Here is a 16,508-nt window from a genome sequence, read left to right on the forward strand (position 1 = left end):
AACACAGCGATAGAAAATAGATTTTGCTCACGTTTGTCAAAAAGTGTTGCATTACAATTCAGTGAAAATGTGACGTGCTTCACAATAATGGCGATGATCGAACGGAACCAGGCAACCGTTTACGTTGTCTGGTTCGTGATCAAATGGGCGGGATCAGGGAAAAGTGACGCGGACCTGCAAACCACAAATAGCACCCTGTGGCGTCAGACAATTGGAGAGGGCGACCTGAATCTGATGCTTCTGCGCGACGCTGCGCACAATCGATAAGCCGAGGCCGCTGCCCTGCGCTTTAACGTCAGGCGAACGGGTGAAACGGTCAAAGGCGCGTTCAATAAATGCCTCCGGCATTCCCGGTCCGTTATCGACGATATCGACCACCGTCCGGCCCGCGACCCGATGCAGCAGAACATCCACCAGGCTCCCCTCCGGGGTGTGCAACATGGCGTTACCAATCAGGTTATCAAACAGGCTGCGCAGCTCAGATCGGCTGGCCTGCAGACGATACTGGGTCGAGCCATTAAAGCCGATATCGATGCCGCGTTTATCCGCTACTACCATTAGCTGCTCGATGCTCTCTTTCAGCAGATCTTCCAGTTCAATCTGCTCAATGCTGGCGACCACGCTTTGATCTTCCTGACGAGACACATTCAGCAACTGGGTCACCAGATGGCGGGTGCGCGTCACGCCTGCTTCGAGCTGACTGAACTGCCGGCTGGCCTCGCCAGGCTGAATATGCTGCCGCAGGTTCTCCAGCTGCAACGTGACAGCGGTGACCGGCGTACGCAGTTCGTGGGCGGCATCTTCCAGGAACTGCCGCTGGGATGACCAGGCTTCACGCAGCTTGTTCAGCAACGAGTTATACGCGGCGACCAGCGGCAGGATCTCATCCGGCAGCCCTTCGGGTGAGACATTGTGCGGATGATGCGTCTCCTGCGCTGCAATCTGCCGCGAGGCGACCTGCAGATCGCGAGTGATCTTGCGGACCACCAGCCAGATCACCAGCAGCGACAGCGGCATCATCAGGATCAACGGAATGATCGCCGACAGCGCCCGTTTTACCATCAGCGCTTTCATGTAGCTGAGGTTGTGCATCACCTGAATAGTCTTGATCTCACTGCCAGGCTGGCCCGGACGGGTGTAGATACGCCACTCACAGTCATCACAGTGTCCTACGTCGACATCACGATAACCGCGCTGAGTTTGCAGCGGCGCGTGCAGTTCCGGCCACGAGCTGGCGCGCAGTCGGCCCTGGCTATCCCACAGCTGAACCACAAAGGCGCTTTTCGCTTTGTCAGGCGTAATCATCGGTGACAGCGCCGGCATCTGTTTGTTGGTAGACCAGGCATCAGCGATTTTTGACAGCTGATCGTCCTTCATGGTGCCTACCATGTCGCCGTAGCAGCTGAAGAAATACCAGGTGACGCCGCCGATCATCAGCAGATGAATAATCAGCAGCGTACTGAGTAATTTATTGCGCAATGAGCGCATAAAGGGGAACGATTTCATATCGCCGGCACCCGCCAGCCCAGCCCGCGGACGTTACGAATCGCGTCGTTATCCAGTTTGCGCCGCATCCCGTGGATCAGCACATCGACCGCGTTGCTGCTCACTTCGTCGCCCCAGCCGTAAATGCGATTCTCCAGCTGCTCGCGAGAAAGAATGGCACCCGGACGCTCCAGCAAAGCATACAGCAGGGCGTATTCACGTGCGGTCAGCTGCTCGCGCTGGCCCTTATAGAGCACTTCGCGCGTCATCATATCCAGCTGTACGTCGCCACTGCCGAGAAGCGAGTCGGCCGCACCGTGGCGACGTCGGGTAATCGCCCGCATCCGGGCCAGCACTTCCTGTAAATCGAACGGTTTAAGCAGGTAATCGTCAGCACCGCTGTCGAGCCCCTGCACCCGCTGCGCCACAGTATCGCGCGCCGTCAGAATCAGTACCGGCGTGGAATCGCCGCGCCCGCGCGCCCGGCGCAGCACCTGCAATCCATCATCACGCGGCAAGCCGAGATCCAGCAACACGCAGCTGTAGCCGCCTTCGCTCCAGGCGTTATGGGCATAAACGCCATCGCGTACCCAATCCACCGACCAGCCCGCGCCCTCTAAAGCCTGCTGCAGGTTCGCGCCGATCATTTCATCATCTTCAACCAATAACACGCGCATGGCTGATCTCCTCTGGAAAGATGGGAGCAGTTTAAGCCCGGATAGTTAGCACAGAATTATCCGCCGTCATACTTCGCGCCACAGCGGCGTTGGCTGCATTTACTCACCTCAGTCACTGACTGATGTCAGCTCCTGGGGATTCGCGCATTTGCCGCCTTGCTGTAGCACGAATTATTTTGGCGGAAACCGTCTTCATACTTCGCGCCACAGCGGCGTTGGCTGCACTTTTTCGCCCTGGTCACTTCCGCCGTCATACTTCGTACTACAGCCGCGTTGGCTGCACTTTTTCGCCCTGGTCACTTCCGCCGTCATACTTCGTACTACAGCCGCGTTGGCTGCATTTACTCACCTCAGTCACTTCCGCCTTCGTACTTCGCGCTACAGCAGCGTGGCTGCATTGGTCGGCTTGCTGCAACGTGAATTACTCTGGCGTTATTTAACACAAATTTGCCTGACGGACCCGGGCGTGACTTAACGCAAATTATTTAAATTCTGGCCGCTATGGCTTAACGAATAATAGTTAAATCGACGCTGGCGTGATTTAACACAAATTATTTTACCGGAGGGCCGGTGTTACTTAACGCTTATTATTCAGGCGGGTTGCTGTTGTTACCTGGCGGATAAACGCTAGCCGCAGGCCCGAATCTGGCGGTTGCTAATTCTGCGCTAATTTTCTGCTAATTAAGGGATAAATTTAACCGGGTAAAGTGGGTTCACTGCACATCAGCGTAAACCAGGAGGAACCCATGAATCAGCGCGAGTTTATTCGCAGTTTGCTGGAATGGATAGAGAACAATCTAGGACACGATCTGCATCTGGATGAGGTGGCGCGCCGCTCTGGCTATTCCCGCTGGCACCTGCAACGGCTGTTTCGCCAGCATACCGGATTTTCACTGGCTGAATATATTCGCCAGCGGCGATTAACTGAATCTGCGCTGACGTTGCTGAGCAGCAATGAAGCGATATTGCAGGTCGCCATGAACTACGGGTTCGATACCCAGCAAGCCTATACCCGCACCTTCAAAAACTATTTTATGGTGACGCCAGGCCAGTTGCGCCGCCAGCGGCGGGTGGAGCCGGATCGGTTACTGTTTCCACTGGCCATGGCCAGTTGAGGCCCGCGATGACCTTCCCGCCAGGTGAAAAGCGCGGGAAGGTCGATGCGCGTCGCGCCGCTGTCTGATTTCCCCCTTCTTTTTTGCCGATCCGTCGCCGTAAGCTGCCCCGAACATGCTAGTTTGATGCCAGAATCCTCAGGCTATCGGAGCGGTAACGCATGGAAAACAGTGCCAATTTAACCGCCATGCTGGTGTTTGCGCGGGTGGTGGAACTCCAGAGTTTCAGTGAGGCGGCGCGAGCACTCGGCTGGTCCAAATCCCATGTCAGCCGGGAAATTGCCCGACTGGAGCTGCGGCTGGGCATCCGGCTGTTGCAGCGCACCACCCGGCGGCTGGCACTGACCGAACTCGGCCAGGCTTACTATCCCTACTGCGTACGCATGCTGGCGGAAGTGCAGCGGGCCGATGCGTTTGTTCAGCAGCTGCATCAGCAACCGGCCGGTAATGTGCGGCTGCAGGCCCCGGTGACTTACGGCTGTCAGTGTGTGGTGCCGGTGCTTAATCGCTTTCTGCGTCGTCACCTGCATATCAACGTTGATCTGGATCTGACCGATCGTAATCGCGATACGCTGGACGATCAGATCGATGTGGCGATCGTCATTCGATCCCGGCCCCCGCAGCAGGGCAATTTCCGCGTGCTAAGCGATATTGAGTGGGGCCTGTATGCGGCACCGGGTTATCTGGCGCAGCGGCCTGCCATCGAACATCCTGAGATGTTGCCGCGCCACGATCTGCTGCTGTTTCACGGGCCGGCACACACCGCCGCGCTGCCGTTCCGGCGTGACAAGCAGCGGCTGGCGCTGGATGTCCGCAGCCGTTTTCGCGCCAACAACAGCATGGCGCTGCTGAACGCGGCGCTGGCGGGCAGCGGCATCGCCTATCTGCCTTCCTATATGGCGCAGGAGGCGGTGAGCCGGGGTGATATTCAGCAGCTGCTGCCGGAATGGCAGATGGATCGGCTTCAGAGCTATCTGCTGCTGCGTGAGACGCTGCAACCCGCTTCGCCGGTCAGTTTATTATGCGATACGCTGATCGCGGCGCTGGCCAGCGCCTGATTGTTGCAATACAGCAACAATCAGCGCCACAAAGTAACTATCGCGCTACCACTGTTGTTATCTGACGCGCCTGGTTAGCCTGTATCCCTGATTAATGACGGGATATCTTTATGCAACAGTCAGCAGAAAACGCAGAATTTCAGCACTGGAAGCGCAACTTATGGGTCTGTGTGCTGGGCTCTTTCAGCACCATTGTGGCCATGACGCTGCTGCTGCCGTTTTTACCGCTCTATGTTCAGCAACTTGGCGTGCAGCAGCCAGCCGCCATCGCGCGCTGGTCGGGGCTGGCCTACGGTGCCACCTTCTTTAGTGCGGCGTTGACCGCGCCGCTGTGGGGCAGGCTGGCTGACCGCTATGGCCGTAAGCTGATGCTGATCCGCGCCAGTCTCGGTATGGCCATCGCCATGTCGCTGATCGGTATGGCAACTGCGCCCTGGCAGCTGGTGGCGCTGCGTCTGCTGGCGGGCCTGCTGGGCGGTTACGCCTCCGGCTCGACCATCCTGGTGGCGGCGCAAACCCCCAAAGGGCAGACCGGCTGGGCGCTGGGTGTATTGTCCTCCGGTATTATGGCCGGCAACGTGGTCGGGCCGCTGCTGGGCGGCGTGCTGCCGCCGCTGATCGGTATACGTCAGACCTTCTGGTTAACCGGCGCGGTTATTTTTCTCGCCTTCCTGGCGACCACCTTTCTGCTGAAAGAGCAGCCGCGTGCTGCTGCCTCGCCCGGTGAAAATCCAGCCTCAGCACCCGCGACACCGCCGGTGAACCAGCGACTGGTGCGGCTGATGTGGCTGTCAGGCATGCTGCTGATCTTCGCCAGTATGTCGATTGAACCGATTATCACCCTCTACGTCGGCGAGTTTGTGCAGGGCAACCATCAGATTACGCTGATCGCCGGACTGGCGATGTCGGCTGCCGCGCTGGGAACGGTGATCGCCGCACCGCGTCTCGGACGGCTGGCGGACCGCATTGGTCACTGGCGGGTGCTGACGGCAGGTTTATTGCTGAGTGCGCTGCTGCTGATCCCGCAGGCGTTTATTACCGCCGCCTGGCAACTGGTGCTGCTGCGTTTTCTGATGGGGATGGCGCTGGGTGGGCTGCTGCCGTGCATTACCGCCATTATCCGGCATAGCGTACCGGGTTCGCAGGTCGGTCGGATGCTGGGCTATTCGACGTCGGCCCAGTATATCGGCCAGGTAACGGGCCCGCTGTTCGGCGGCCTGGTCGGGGGAACGTTTGGCATGAGGCCGGTATTTCTGGCGACCAGCGCGGTAATGCTGCTGTGCGGATGGCTCAACTGGCGCGCGATGAAAAAGTAGCACGATCAAAAAAGGCGGACCGAAGTCCGCCTGATGTCAGTCCCTGAGGACGGGGTTATTTCTGATCTGGCAGGGCGTAGGCGATCACATAATCGCCCAGTTTGGTGCCAAACGAACCGTGACCACCGGCTGCGATGACAACGTACTGCTTGCCATTCACTTCATAGGTCATTGGCGTTGCCTGGCCACCGGCTGGCAGACGGGCTTGCCATAACAGCTCACCGGTATCGGTGCTGAAAGCACGCAGGTAGTTGTCAGCGGTCGCTCCGATAAAGAACACTTTACCGGCGGTGGTGATAGGACCACCCAGCATTGGCATACCCATTTTGAACGGCAGTGGCACTGGCGCACTGTCACGTACCGTACCAATACGCTGTTTCCACACCACGTCGTTGGTCTTCAGATCCACCGCCGAGATGTAACCCCACGCTGGCTGTTTACACGGCAGACCAAACGGTGACAGGAACGGATTCAGCTCAACACCGTACGGTACGCCGTACTGCGGCTGAATACCGGTTTCAGTACCTGAACCACCCTCAGCGCCTTTCGGCGGTTCGATCGGGTTGCCTGGACCGCGTGGTACCAGCTTCGAGACAAACGGCAGCGCCATCGGGTTAGCAATCGCGATCTGACGATGTGGATCGACAGCGATGCCGCCCCATTCGAACATACCGAGGTTACCCGGGAATACCAGCGTACCCTGCTCAGACGGCGGCGTGAACGGACCTTCATAGCGCAGGCGCTTGAAGATCACGCGGCACACCAGCTGGTCATACATCGTCGCGCCCCACATGTCCTTGTCCGTCAGATTCTGTTTCGGACGGAAGGTCAGCTCAGAGTAAGGCTGGGTAGCAGAGACGTGGTCACCTTTCGCCGCACCCTGTGGGACTGGCGTTTCAGGTGCCGGGACAACCGGTTTGCCGGTACGACGATCCAGCACAAAGATGTTACCGGTTTTCGCCGGCGCATAAATCACCGGTACGGTATTGCCATCTTTGTCGGTGATATCAGCCAGTGTCGGCTGCGACGGCAGGTCCATATCCCACAGGTCGTGGTGAACGGTCTGATAAGCCCATACCAGCTTGCCGGTAGTGGCGTTCAGCGCCAGCACGCTGCTGGCATAACGTTCCTGTTCTGGCGTGCGGTTACCGCCCCAGATATCCGGCGTAGTGACGCCCATCGGCAGATAGACCGTATCCAGTTTCGGATCGTAGACCGCCGGTGCCCATGAGTTCGGGGAATTCATGGTGAAGGTGTGCTCATCGGCCGGAATCGCGTTCGGATCTTTCGCGCCCGGATCGAACACCCACAGCAGTTTACCGGTATTCACATCAAAGCCACGGATCACGCCTGACGGCTCGCGGGTTGAGTAGTTATCGGTAACGGCGCCCGCCATCACGATGGTGGTGTTAGTAATCACCGGCGGTGACGTCGGCTCATACTGACCTGGAGTGGTCACCGGCTGTTTGTGCTGCAGATCCAGCTCGCCGTTAACGCCGAAAGACGGGCAACGTTCGCCGGTTTCCGCATCAAGAGCAAACAGACGACCATCGTTGACCGGCAGGTAGATGCGGCGTGAGCACAGCGCAGGCTGGCTGTTAGCTGCATCGGCGGCGGCCGGAACTTCATGATAAGAGACACCGCGACAGGTAACGTGCTGGAACGTCGGGTTGACCTTCATGCCTGGATCAAATTTCCACTTCTGCTTGCCGGTGGCCGCGTCCAGTGCAAACAGGATCTGGTGTGGCGAACAGAGGTAGAGCGTGTCGCGGATCTTAATCGGCGTCACTTCATCGGTGATTTCACCTGGATCGTTAGCGGTTTTTAAGTCGCCGGTCTGGAACTGCCAGGCGACCTGCAGCTCTTTAACGTTCTGGTGATTAATCTGTTTGAGCGGAGAGAAACGGGTCCCTTGCTGATCGCGAGCATAAGCTGGCCAGTCACCGTCCGGAATGTTGCTCAGCGGCTGGGCCTGCGGTGCGTTGTCAGCGGTTTCTGGCAGCGTACCGTTGATGACCTGCGGATCGTTAAACACCGCGTAAGCCAGCACGATAGCACTGGCAACCAGCGCCACGGCCATTGCACCCAGTGGGCCTTTGCCAACGTTGTGCAGGCTGCGCCAGACAAACGGCAGCACCAGCCAGACGCCAAAGATCACCAGTACATCGGTACGCGGTGCCAGTGCCCAGAAGTCAGTACCGACTTCCCAGACACCCCATGCCAGCGTAGCCAGCAGCAGCAGGGCGTAAACTACCAGCGCGGCGCTGTTACGACGCCACAGCAGGAAAGCGGTGATCAGCATCGCTGCACCGCCGACGATGTAATACCAGGAACCACCAATGGCGGCTAACCAAATACCGCCAATCAGCATAAACGCGCCCGTCAGCACTGCGAACAGCACCGTCAGGAAACGAATTACGCCAAAAGATGAGGAGTTTTTCCCCATAATATCGACCTCGTTTCGTTGCCATAAAACACACGAAAACAACCAGATAGGTTGTTCTCAGTTATCAAGTACAAATGATGAAGGGTGTTCTTAAATCACTCTTCCACTAAGTCAGACGATCCCTTTGTGTTAAATGTTATAGCAAAATTAGATCAAGTTTTGATTTTTTTAGCTCAAAGCGCTTCACAAATGAAGTAATACGACATTTTATGAGGGTTTATGAGACGTTAAGCGCACCGCCATGTGCCCTTAACGCCGGAAGGCAGGATTTGTGAATCAGCAGCTAATAAGTTCGCCATCCGAGCGTTGTTGTTGCCAGCCGCTGATATTTATCTCAGCAAATTGTTCCGCAGTTAAACAAGGCGACTGGCTTCGTACGATCACTTCGGCACCTTTGGCCCGAAACGGAGCCATAAAATAAGGGAAGGTGAATTTTTGATAATTGTCGTTGAAGAACGGTTCGCTTAAAACAATACCGGAAAATGGGAACGATTCCATTAATCGCCAGTCGGCGCCGGGTGGGGCAAAGTCATACAGCCAGAAACTAAATTTCTCTGCTAATTCAAGCAATGCCGCGCCATGCCTGACTAAACTGGGATAATTAATTCCGACCCGTACCCGCGCATCCTGTAAATGCAAATAGGCATCCGGCACTGCAATCATTCCCTGTAATCGAATATCCTCAACCGGAATAACCATTAATGCTGCTTCAGTGGCAATTTGATTGTGCAGTGAAATAATGTTGTGACTATTAAGTATATTGCTGCTGTCCTGGTGGTGTTGAAGATAGGGAACGCTATAGCATATGCCAGCGACGTGTCGCTCAACATGATGGATAGGTTCAGTAACATAGGGGTTATATAAACTGTTTTTCATTTATCTCTATGAAATGCAATATAAAAGGTGTCGTTGATAATTATTGATATAAAACGTCGCACTTTTCTGAATGCGTGAATAAATATAGATCAACTGCATATTCTAAATCACCCCCTTTATCCGCCGAAAAAGTAAATAAATCCGCGATGAAAGAGAAAATTATTCCTTTGGCATCTGATGATTACCTGGAATATATTCATCAGTCAGGACCAATAGGCGGGTAATTATCCGGCCCGTATCCGCCGACTGCTGCCAGGCTGAACCCTTTGGCCGCACCGGCGGCGTCGACCGGCACCGCCAGTTTCCGCATCCTGAAGCCCATCGCGCAGTCAGGCCAGGTTGACGGCACTCTCAACACCGCGCAACGACGCGGGAATCATCACTTTAAATGGAACAGAACATGGGATTTATGGCACCTGCAGCAGAAGAGTCGCTGTGGCGACACCGGACGTTTGTCGCGTTCTGGCTGGCCCGCACCTGCTCGTCGTTTGGATTTCAGATGTTTTCAGTGGCGATCAGCTGGCAGATTTACGCCCTGACCAACAGTGCGCTGGCGTTAGGCATGATCGGATTGATGCAGTTTATGCCCTCGGTGCTACTGGCATTACCTGCCGGACACCTGGCCGATCAGTACGATCGACGTCGCATCGTGCTGTTCGGCCAGCTGGTCGAGTTTGCCGCCCTGCTGGCGCTGGTGGTGCTGACGCTGTTCCATTCAGTCGATAAAACCGCCCTGTGGGGACTGGTGTTTATGATCGCCGTCGCCAAAGCGCTGGAGTGGCCCGCCATGTCCTCGATGCTGCCGTCGCTGGTGCCGCCCGGCATTCTGGCGCGCGCTATGGCGATGAATTCAGTCGGCGGACAGGCGGCGGTAATTGTCGGACCGACCCTTGGCGGCCTGCTCTACGTGGCAGGCCCGGAAGTGGTGTATGGCGTCTCCGGGCTGTTCTACTTTATCTCGCTAACGCTGGTCAGCCTGCTGCGCTATCAGCGTCCCAGTCAGCCACGGCTGCCGATGAACATGAAGAACCTGTTTGCAGGTATTCACTTCATCCGTGAGCGCAAAGATGTGCTGGGGGTGATCTCGCTTGACCTGTTTGCGGTGCTGCTGGGCGGAGCCACCGCGCTGCTGCCGATCTTTGCTAAAGATATTCTGCATACCGGCCCGTGGGGATTAGGCATGCTGCGCGGTGCGCCCTCTGTGGGTGCGCTGCTGGTGGGTATCTGGCTGAGTCGTCACAAGCTGGATAAGCATGTCGGGATGATTATGTTCGGGTCGGTGGCCGGGTTTGGTGTCGCTACGCTGGTGTTCGCGCTCTCCAGCCAGCTGTGGCTGTCGCTGCTGGCGCTGGCCGCGCTGGGTGGGTTTGATATGGTCAGCATGGTGATCCGCGGTGCGCTGGTGCAGCTCGATACGCCCGATGCGATGCGCGGGCGGGTCAATGCGGTTAACGCCATTTTCATCAACACTTCTAATCAACTGGGTGAATTTGAGTCGGGGCTGCTGGCGGCCTGGCTGGGTGCAGTACCGGCGGTGGCGATTGGTGGTATCGGTACGCTGGTGGTGGTGGCGCTGTGGATGAAACTGTTCCCGCATTTACGCCGGCGTCAGAAACTGGAGAATGAGGTCGATCCGGTTTAATAACCGGCGTTGGGATTAGGTGAGGGGATTTGTGCGGCAGTGGACCATGACGCAGGCTCAGGAAACATACGCCTTGCGCAAAGATGCAAAAAAACGCCATCCCTGGCAGGCTCAGCGCGGGCGATTACGCACCTCATCCCTGAAGTGCGCCCGTAGCCGGGCCAACGCGTTGCGTTGTTCAAAAACGCTCCCGGCGTTTTTGTCCCCGGCCCGCGCTGCTTTGCTGCAGGCGTATGTTCCCCTCGCTTTAGTTTGTTTGTGTCCAGAGCCTATCTGCGGCCCTTGAGAGTCCTGTAATAAGGCAGGAAAATCTGGAGGTAAGATGATCTTCGTAAGCGAAGTGGTAACTGGCCCGAAGGCCAGTTCAGGAAGCGACCAGTCATACTGCCATTCAAATCCCTGGGCCAGAGGGGGAAGCTGACCCGCAGGTGGGGCCATCAGGCCCCGGTTTTTCCCAGGTTGGCGTCAAATGTTAGCCAGCTTTCACGCATATCCACTACGCTGCGGGTTTTGCGGGCCTCATCGATTTTTATGGCGGTGAGGCCCGCTTCCAGCGCGTCCACCACTGAAACTTTCAGCGGTGTTCCCTGTTTAATGTGTTTCACGATCTCTTCCGCCATCAGCGCGTCAGCGCCGTAGTGGCCATCGTACGCATTGCCGCTGTAGGCGGTATCGACCTCTTTCTCGCCGCTGCGCGCATTGTGAACGCGGAAGTAGTTACGGACGAAATCGCCCTCAGCCATGCCGTCAGTGCCGATCACGCAGAAGCGACGGAACTCATCCGGCACGTTAAGGTTGGCGTGAAAGGCAAGGGTGGCGCCACCGGCATACTCAATCAGCGCGGTCTGGTAATCGACAATGTCGGCATCGCTGTTGAATACTGCGTCGGTACTGGACCAGCCGCTGGGCTTAATGTGATAGACCTCTGAGTCGGCGGTCACCGCGCCCTGTGGCGCATGGGCTGGCGTGAAGGATTTGCGGCCGCCAAAGCTGGCGACCCGCACCGGGCGCTGCTGCATTAAGCCCTGATAGAGGTCGATGTCGTGGCAGCACTTTTCCAGAATATAAGGGCCGGCATATTTTTCCAGCCGCCGCCAGTCGCGCTGGAAGAAGGCACCGTGATAAGGCTTGATATGTTCTGTGGCTTCAATTGAGGTGATCTCGCCCAGCCGACCGGCGTCACGCGCCGCCAGCAGATCGTGATAGAGCGGTGAATAGCGCAGTACCAGACCGACCAGAATGCGCGCCTCGCCATACTGACGCACCAGCTTCGCCATCTCCATGGTCTGCTGTTCGTTGATCACCACCGGTTTTTCAGTAAACACGGTGTAGCCCGCAGCCAGCGCCTGGCCGACATGCTCAAGATGCAAAAAGTTGGGCGAGCCGACCAGCACCACATCCATCCCGCCGTGCTGCAGCAGGGCTTCAATCGAATCGAACGACTGGCCGGGATCGATAGCAAAACTGTGCAGATTGGGCAGTCCGGCGGGGGCCGGATCGTAATAACCTACCACGGAGAAGGCGTCGTCGGCGTTGTTGAACTCTTTGATAACGTGGGACAGACGAAAGCCGAGACCGATAATGCCTACTTTCATGTTAAACCCCTGATCCTGAAATCGGATAACGCAGAACCCGCCCAAAGCCAGGCGTGGCTGTTGATAATCTGACCATCAACTTATTACGATGGAAAAACTAATGTCAATATCGGCCTGCATGTTTTGCGAAGGTGTTTTTTGTTATCTTTATGTAAAACAAAGAAAAACAGGCTATCTTTAATTACCATATTTATTTGTTATTGCGATTTAAGTTTTTTTCCCCTATCGTTCGCTGATTATGGCGACAACTCTGAATCTGTGGAGGCGGGAGGAAGCGCGTGCACTCACACTATCTCCTTGGCATTGATGGCGGCGGCACCCAGTGCCGTGCGCGGTTAACCGACCTTCACGGTACGGTGCTGGCGGAAGCCACTGGCGGACCCGCCAACGTCTGGTCGCAGTATGAGGCGGCGCTGAGCTGCGTCACGCAGCTGATCGATCAGGTATTTTTACAGGCCGGCTTAGCGCCACAGGCGCTGGCGCAGACCTCGCTGGTGGCCGGATTAGCCGGTGCCAACGTCGCGTCGGTGCAGGCGCGCCTGTCTGACTGGCAACCGGCCTGTGCCGCGTTGCAGGTGGTCAGCGATGTGGAAATCGCCTGCGCAGGTGCGCACGCGGGCCAGCCTGGTGCGGTATTTATCATCGGCACCGGCAGTCAGGGCGCGGCCTGGGATGGCGAGCGCTTTACCCTGCTGGGCGGCTGGGGCTTTGCGCTTTCCGATCAGGGATCGGGCGCTGAGCTGGGCCGCCGGGCGCTGCGTCTGGCGCTGCTGGCCCATGAAGCGATGGTCGAACACAGCCCTCTGACGCATCAGCTTATGGCGCAGTTTGATCACAGCCCGGAAACCATGCTGCTGTGGACCCGCACCGCCGCGCCTGCTGACTGGGCGCGCGTGGTGCCGCAGGTGTTTGCTGCGGCCGACGCCGGTGACGGCCATGCGCAGACGCTGCTGCAACAGACCGCGGCTGATATTGGCATGATGGTGCGTCGTCTGACCGCGCTGAGCAGTGGACGCGTGGCGCTGATGGGCGGACTGGCCGTGCCGATTTACCGCTGGCTGGCAGCCGATATTCAGACCCGGCTGGTCACGCCGCTGGGTGACGCGCTGAGCGGGGCACTTACGCTCGCCCGGACGCAGACTAGCGGTGTGCCGGAGCCCCGCCCGATCCCTTTATCCCGTCACTGACCTGAAGCCTGTTGCCCAGCGTCAGTGCGTCAACCTGAGGAATTTATGACCGCTCCCAACGTGACCGCGCGTATTCTGCGGTTGATTGTTGAAAACGCGCCGATTAGCCAGTCCGATTTGAAAGTACGCAGCGGACTGAGCATGTCGACGGTTTCGCAAGCGACCAATCGGCTGCTGGCACAAGAAATTGTGCAGGAGCTGGGACTGCGTCGCGTGTCGATGGGGCGGCCAAAAACTCTGCTCGGACTCAATCCCGATCGCGCCAGCGTGATCGGCATCCAGCTCAACGCTGAACGCAACCTGATCGTCATGACCGATCTCAGTGGCAACCTGCTGGGTGAACAGCAGATGCCGCCGGGCACCATGACGCCACGCCAGCTTGGCGATGCGCTGGCGAAATTCCTGCGCGGCGTGGAAGAGAAGCGGGTCGGAGCTATCGGGCTGGCATTATCGGGGCTGGTGGATGCCGAAAATGGCTACTGCATCCGCTCGAAGGTGCTCGACTGGGATAACGTTCCGATTGCCCGCCAGCTGGAGGAACGCTTCTCGCTGCCGGTGTTTATCGAAAATGATGCCAACGCGATGGCGATGGCGGCGCTGGTGTTTGGCCAGCTTGGTACCGCGCAGTCGGCGGTGATTGCCACCTACGGTAAAGGGATCGGCGCCGGGATTATCCTCAATCGCCAGCTCTATCGCGGTCGCCACGGCAAAGCGGGTGAGATTGGCAACGGGCTGGTCGGTGATGGCTCGCTGCGCCTGCTGGAAGATGTCGCTTCTTCGCGTGCTATTTTGCAGCGGGTGGCGGAAGGCGAACCGATAACGCTGACCTTACAGGCGCTGGATCAACGTCCGACGCCTGAGGTGCTGGCGGCGCTGGAAGAGGCGGGCCGTGAACTGGGTATCTCGCTGGCCAACCTGTCGGTGGCCTACGATCCGGACGTGGTCTATCTGGCGATGGAGCCACATATGGCGTCACGCATTCTGCTTGATCACATTACCCAGAGCTTCCAGGCTTACCGGCTGAAACTGACGCCGCACATGACGCCGTTGCAGTTTCTGACCGAATCAAACCGGATGTGGGCACTCGGTGCAGCGGGCTTTGCGGTTAACCGTCTGCTCGACCTGCTGGCTGCCCAGGCAGATGAAGAGCCGGTCACCTGAGTTCTCCTGCCAGCAAAACGGGCGCCGAAGCGCCCGCTGACCTTACCCTCCGCGCCTTAACGCAGGCGTAATCCCTGCTGATCAAACAGCAGGCAGTGCGCGGCGGAAATCCCCAGTTCGACCTGCGCCCCCAGTTCACGCTGATGCGCCTCACGCTCTTCCACCACCAGCATCTGCTCCCGGCCAATATCGAGATAGAGATAGTTAGTGTGGCCGAGCATTTCGCCAAACGACAGCTCACCCTGAAAACGCAGCGCCTCCGGCGTCTGGGCGGCGGACTGGAAGTGTTCCGGGCGGATGCCGAGCGTCACTGTCTGTCCCTCGTGGCACGGGGCGGCAATTTTCAGCACCAGGCCATCAATCTTCAGCTCCGGCAGCCGCAGCTGCACTTCACCTTCACCGACCGCGGCGATCTCCGCCTGCAGAAAATTCATCTTCGGCGAGCCGATAAAACCGGCAACAAACAGGTTATCCGGATCGTGATACAGCGTCAGTGGCGCGCCAACCTGCTCAATCCGGCCCTGCCGCAGCACCACAATCCGGTCCGCCAGCGTCATCGCTTCCAGCTGATCGTGGGTCACATAGATCATGGTATTACCCAGCGAGGCGTGCAGGCGGGCAATCTCAATCCGCATCTGCAGGCGCAGCTCGGCATCAAGGTTAGAGAGCGGTTCATCGAACAGGAAGATGCGCGGATGACGGATAATTGCCCGGCCAATCGCCACGCGCTGGCGCTGCCCGCCGGACAGCGCGCGCGGCAGCCGGTCAAGCAGTTCGGTCAGATGCAGGCGGGCGGCCGTCTGCTCGATCGCCTGGGCGATCTCCGCCTTCGACTTCTTCATCACCTCCAGCGGATAGGCGAGGTTACCGCGCACCGTCATGTTGGGGTAGAGCGCATAGGACTGAAACACCATGGCAATGCCGCGCTCGGTGGCGGGCTGCCGGGTCATGTCCTGCTCCTCAATCAGCAACTGTCCGCTGCTGATCTCCTCCAGCCCGGCGATCATCCGCAGCAGCGTCGATTTGCCGCAGCCGGATGGCCCGACAAATACCACGAATTCCCCGCTGTTAATCGTCAGATCGATGCCATGAATCACGTTAACGTGCTCGTAAGACTTCTTCACATTCTGCAAGCGCAGGCTGGTCATCGGACTACCTCACTCAGAGTAACTGGCCCATGTAAATGGCGTTGCTGCGCAGGATTGGGCTGAATCCCATGCGCTGATAAAAGGCGCAGACCTGCTCGTTTTGCAGGCTGACGCCAAGGTGAACGCCGCTGACGCCCGCTGCCCGCAGCGCCGCCAGTTGGTGCTCAATCATTTTGCGGCCCCAGCCCCCTTTTTGCGCCGCCGGGAGCAGGTTGATATGCAGATGAGCCGGCCAGCGGCTCACCAGCGCCTCAGCCGCAGCGTCAGGATGGCGAATGGCGTCGAGTATCTTGTCGTCAAGCGGCGCGTCGGCGCTGCGTTGCTGATATTTCTGCTGTAACTGTGGCCACCATTGCGCGGCTAACTGCGCTTCAAAGGCGCGGGTATCCGGTGCGGCCACCACATAGCCCAGCACTTCACCCTCGATCTCCAGCACAAAAGCAAAATCCGGTGCGAAACGCGCATAGGGCACGGCAAACCGCTGGCCGGGATAGTCAGGATCAGAGTAGAGCGCACGCGCATCCCCGCCGGCATCCGCCGTTTCCAGGCAGATGCGGTAGAGCGCCGGATAGTCCGCCGGGGTCGCCGGACGAATGACACCTTGATTCGCCATGGTGATTTCTCGTGAGTGGATGAAGGGGACCGTCACTGACGCGGTCCGCCGATGAAAAGTTACGTTAATGAAAGTGGACTTAGTTTTCAAGATAGAATAATTACCTTATCGCACTAACGCCGGCGGTTCAGCAATCTTTACCGGTTTCTCGCTTCACAACTGTGATCGCCAACACGCCCGGCGCACGGC

General features: G+C 57.8%; 13 protein-coding genes. 6 read left to right on the forward strand and 7 right to left on the reverse strand.

Annotated features, from left to right (window positions below; all coding sequences use genetic code 11):
- Window positions 1-153: 153 nt before the first annotated feature.
- Entirely contained in the window at window positions 154-1,506 is a 1,353-nt protein-coding gene (locus FHW04_RS06310; protein WP_069728772.1) for a sensor histidine kinase, read from the reverse strand.
- On the reverse strand, window positions 1,503-2,162 hold the full coding sequence (locus tag FHW04_RS06315; RefSeq protein ID WP_046288562.1) for a response regulator: 660 nt from the start codon (window positions 2,160-2,162) through the stop codon (window positions 1,503-1,505). The genes FHW04_RS06310 and FHW04_RS06315 overlap by 4 nt, the downstream gene beginning before the upstream one ends.
- Window positions 2,163-2,908: 746 nt before the next feature.
- Between FHW04_RS06315 and FHW04_RS06320 the strand changes: the two genes are divergently transcribed.
- The 3 genes from FHW04_RS06320 (at window position 2,909) to FHW04_RS06330 (ending at window position 5,651) form a co-directional block, all read left to right on the forward strand.
- On the forward strand, window positions 2,909-3,277 hold the full coding sequence (locus FHW04_RS06320) for a helix-turn-helix domain-containing protein (protein ID WP_031377916.1): 369 nt from the start codon (window positions 2,909-2,911) through the stop codon (window positions 3,275-3,277).
- A gap of 161 nt (window positions 3,278-3,438) precedes the next feature.
- Window positions 3,439-4,335 carry a LysR family transcriptional regulator gene (locus FHW04_RS06325; protein WP_069728773.1) on the forward strand — a complete coding sequence of 299 codons (897 nt, stop codon included), beginning with the start codon at window positions 3,439-3,441 and terminating at the stop codon, window positions 4,333-4,335.
- Between the two features lie 110 nt (window positions 4,336-4,445).
- Window positions 4,446-5,651 carry an MFS transporter gene (locus FHW04_RS06330; protein ID WP_031377914.1) on the forward strand — a complete coding sequence of 402 codons (1,206 nt, stop codon included), beginning with the start codon at window positions 4,446-4,448 and terminating at the stop codon, window positions 5,649-5,651.
- A gap of 55 nt (window positions 5,652-5,706) precedes the next feature.
- Here the strand turns inward: FHW04_RS06330 and FHW04_RS06335 are convergent, their stop codons facing one another.
- Entirely contained in the window at window positions 5,707-8,097 is a 2,391-nt protein-coding gene (locus FHW04_RS06335) for a glucose/quinate/shikimate family membrane-bound PQQ-dependent dehydrogenase (protein WP_046288563.1), read from the reverse strand.
- Between the two features lie 276 nt (window positions 8,098-8,373).
- Complete coding sequence (locus tag FHW04_RS06340) at window positions 8,374-8,973, reverse strand: hypothetical protein (protein ID WP_069728821.1); 600 nt, start codon at window positions 8,971-8,973, stop codon at window positions 8,374-8,376.
- A 400-nt stretch (window positions 8,974-9,373) separates the two neighbouring features.
- Between FHW04_RS06340 and FHW04_RS06345 the strand changes: the two genes are divergently transcribed.
- Window positions 9,374-10,615 (forward strand): MFS transporter, encoded by a 1,242-nt coding sequence (locus FHW04_RS06345; RefSeq protein WP_031377912.1) that lies wholly within the window; start codon window positions 9,374-9,376, stop codon window positions 10,613-10,615.
- Window positions 10,616-11,052: 437 nt separating this feature from the next.
- Here FHW04_RS06345 and FHW04_RS06350 read toward each other — a convergent pair whose 3' ends face one another.
- Complete coding sequence (locus FHW04_RS06350) at window positions 11,053-12,210, reverse strand: Gfo/Idh/MocA family protein (RefSeq protein ID WP_046288564.1); 1,158 nt, start codon at window positions 12,208-12,210, stop codon at window positions 11,053-11,055.
- A 278-nt stretch (window positions 12,211-12,488) separates the two neighbouring features.
- On the opposite strand from FHW04_RS06350, the gene FHW04_RS06355 reads away from it, so the two are divergent.
- Entirely contained in the window at window positions 12,489-13,397 is a 909-nt protein-coding gene (locus FHW04_RS06355) for a BadF/BadG/BcrA/BcrD ATPase family protein (protein WP_089561290.1), read from the forward strand.
- 45 nt (window positions 13,398-13,442) lie between these two features.
- Window positions 13,443-14,558 (forward strand): ROK family transcriptional regulator, encoded by a 1,116-nt coding sequence (locus tag FHW04_RS06360; protein WP_089561291.1) that lies wholly within the window; start codon window positions 13,443-13,445, stop codon window positions 14,556-14,558.
- A 56-nt stretch (window positions 14,559-14,614) separates the two neighbouring features.
- On the opposite strand, the gene FHW04_RS06365 is transcribed toward FHW04_RS06360, so the two are convergent.
- Window positions 14,615-15,706 carry an ABC transporter ATP-binding protein gene (locus FHW04_RS06365; RefSeq protein ID WP_031377784.1) on the reverse strand — a complete coding sequence of 364 codons (1,092 nt, stop codon included), beginning with the start codon at window positions 15,704-15,706 and terminating at the stop codon, window positions 14,615-14,617.
- 13 nt (window positions 15,707-15,719) lie between these two features.
- Window positions 15,720-16,319, reverse strand: coding sequence for a GNAT family N-acetyltransferase (locus FHW04_RS06370; protein ID WP_031377783.1), 600 nt, complete (start codon window positions 16,317-16,319; stop codon window positions 15,720-15,722).
- Window positions 16,320-16,508: the final 189 nt, after the last annotated feature.

This window comes from Pantoea sp. AN62 (assembly GCF_050432985.1).
GTDB lineage: Bacteria > Pseudomonadota > Gammaproteobacteria > Enterobacterales > Enterobacteriaceae > Pantoea > Pantoea brenneri.

What these genes read in the sequence shown, in the direction of transcription:
- FHW04_RS06370 (WP_031377783.1), bottom strand. Translation starts at nt 16,319, where the DNA reads ATGGCGAATCAAGGTGTCATTCGTCCGGCGACCCCGGCGGACTATCCG.
- FHW04_RS06315 (WP_046288562.1), bottom strand. Translation starts at nt 2,162, where the DNA reads ATGCGCGTGTTATTGGTTGAAGATGATGAAATGATCGGCGCGAACCTG.
- FHW04_RS06335 (WP_046288563.1), bottom strand. Translation starts at nt 8,097, where the DNA reads ATGGGGAAAAACTCCTCATCTTTTGGCGTAATTCGTTTCCTGACGGTG.
- FHW04_RS06360 (WP_089561291.1), top strand. Translation starts at nt 13,443, where the DNA reads ATGACCGCTCCCAACGTGACCGCGCGTATTCTGCGGTTGATTGTTGAA.
- FHW04_RS06365 (WP_031377784.1), bottom strand. Translation starts at nt 15,706, where the DNA reads ATGACCAGCCTGCGCTTGCAGAATGTGAAGAAGTCTTACGAGCACGTT.
- FHW04_RS06340 (WP_069728821.1), bottom strand. Translation starts at nt 8,973, where the DNA reads ATGAAAAACAGTTTATATAACCCCTATGTTACTGAACCTATCCATCAT.
- FHW04_RS06350 (WP_046288564.1), bottom strand. Translation starts at nt 12,210, where the DNA reads ATGAAAGTAGGCATTATCGGTCTCGGCTTTCGTCTGTCCCACGTTATC.
- FHW04_RS06320 (WP_031377916.1), top strand. Translation starts at nt 2,909, where the DNA reads ATGAATCAGCGCGAGTTTATTCGCAGTTTGCTGGAATGGATAGAGAAC.
- FHW04_RS06325 (WP_069728773.1), top strand. Translation starts at nt 3,439, where the DNA reads ATGGAAAACAGTGCCAATTTAACCGCCATGCTGGTGTTTGCGCGGGTG.
- FHW04_RS06310 (WP_069728772.1), bottom strand. Translation starts at nt 1,506, where the DNA reads ATGAAATCGTTCCCCTTTATGCGCTCATTGCGCAATAAATTACTCAGT.
- FHW04_RS06330 (WP_031377914.1), top strand. Translation starts at nt 4,446, where the DNA reads ATGCAACAGTCAGCAGAAAACGCAGAATTTCAGCACTGGAAGCGCAAC.
- FHW04_RS06345 (WP_031377912.1), top strand. Translation starts at nt 9,374, where the DNA reads ATGGGATTTATGGCACCTGCAGCAGAAGAGTCGCTGTGGCGACACCGG.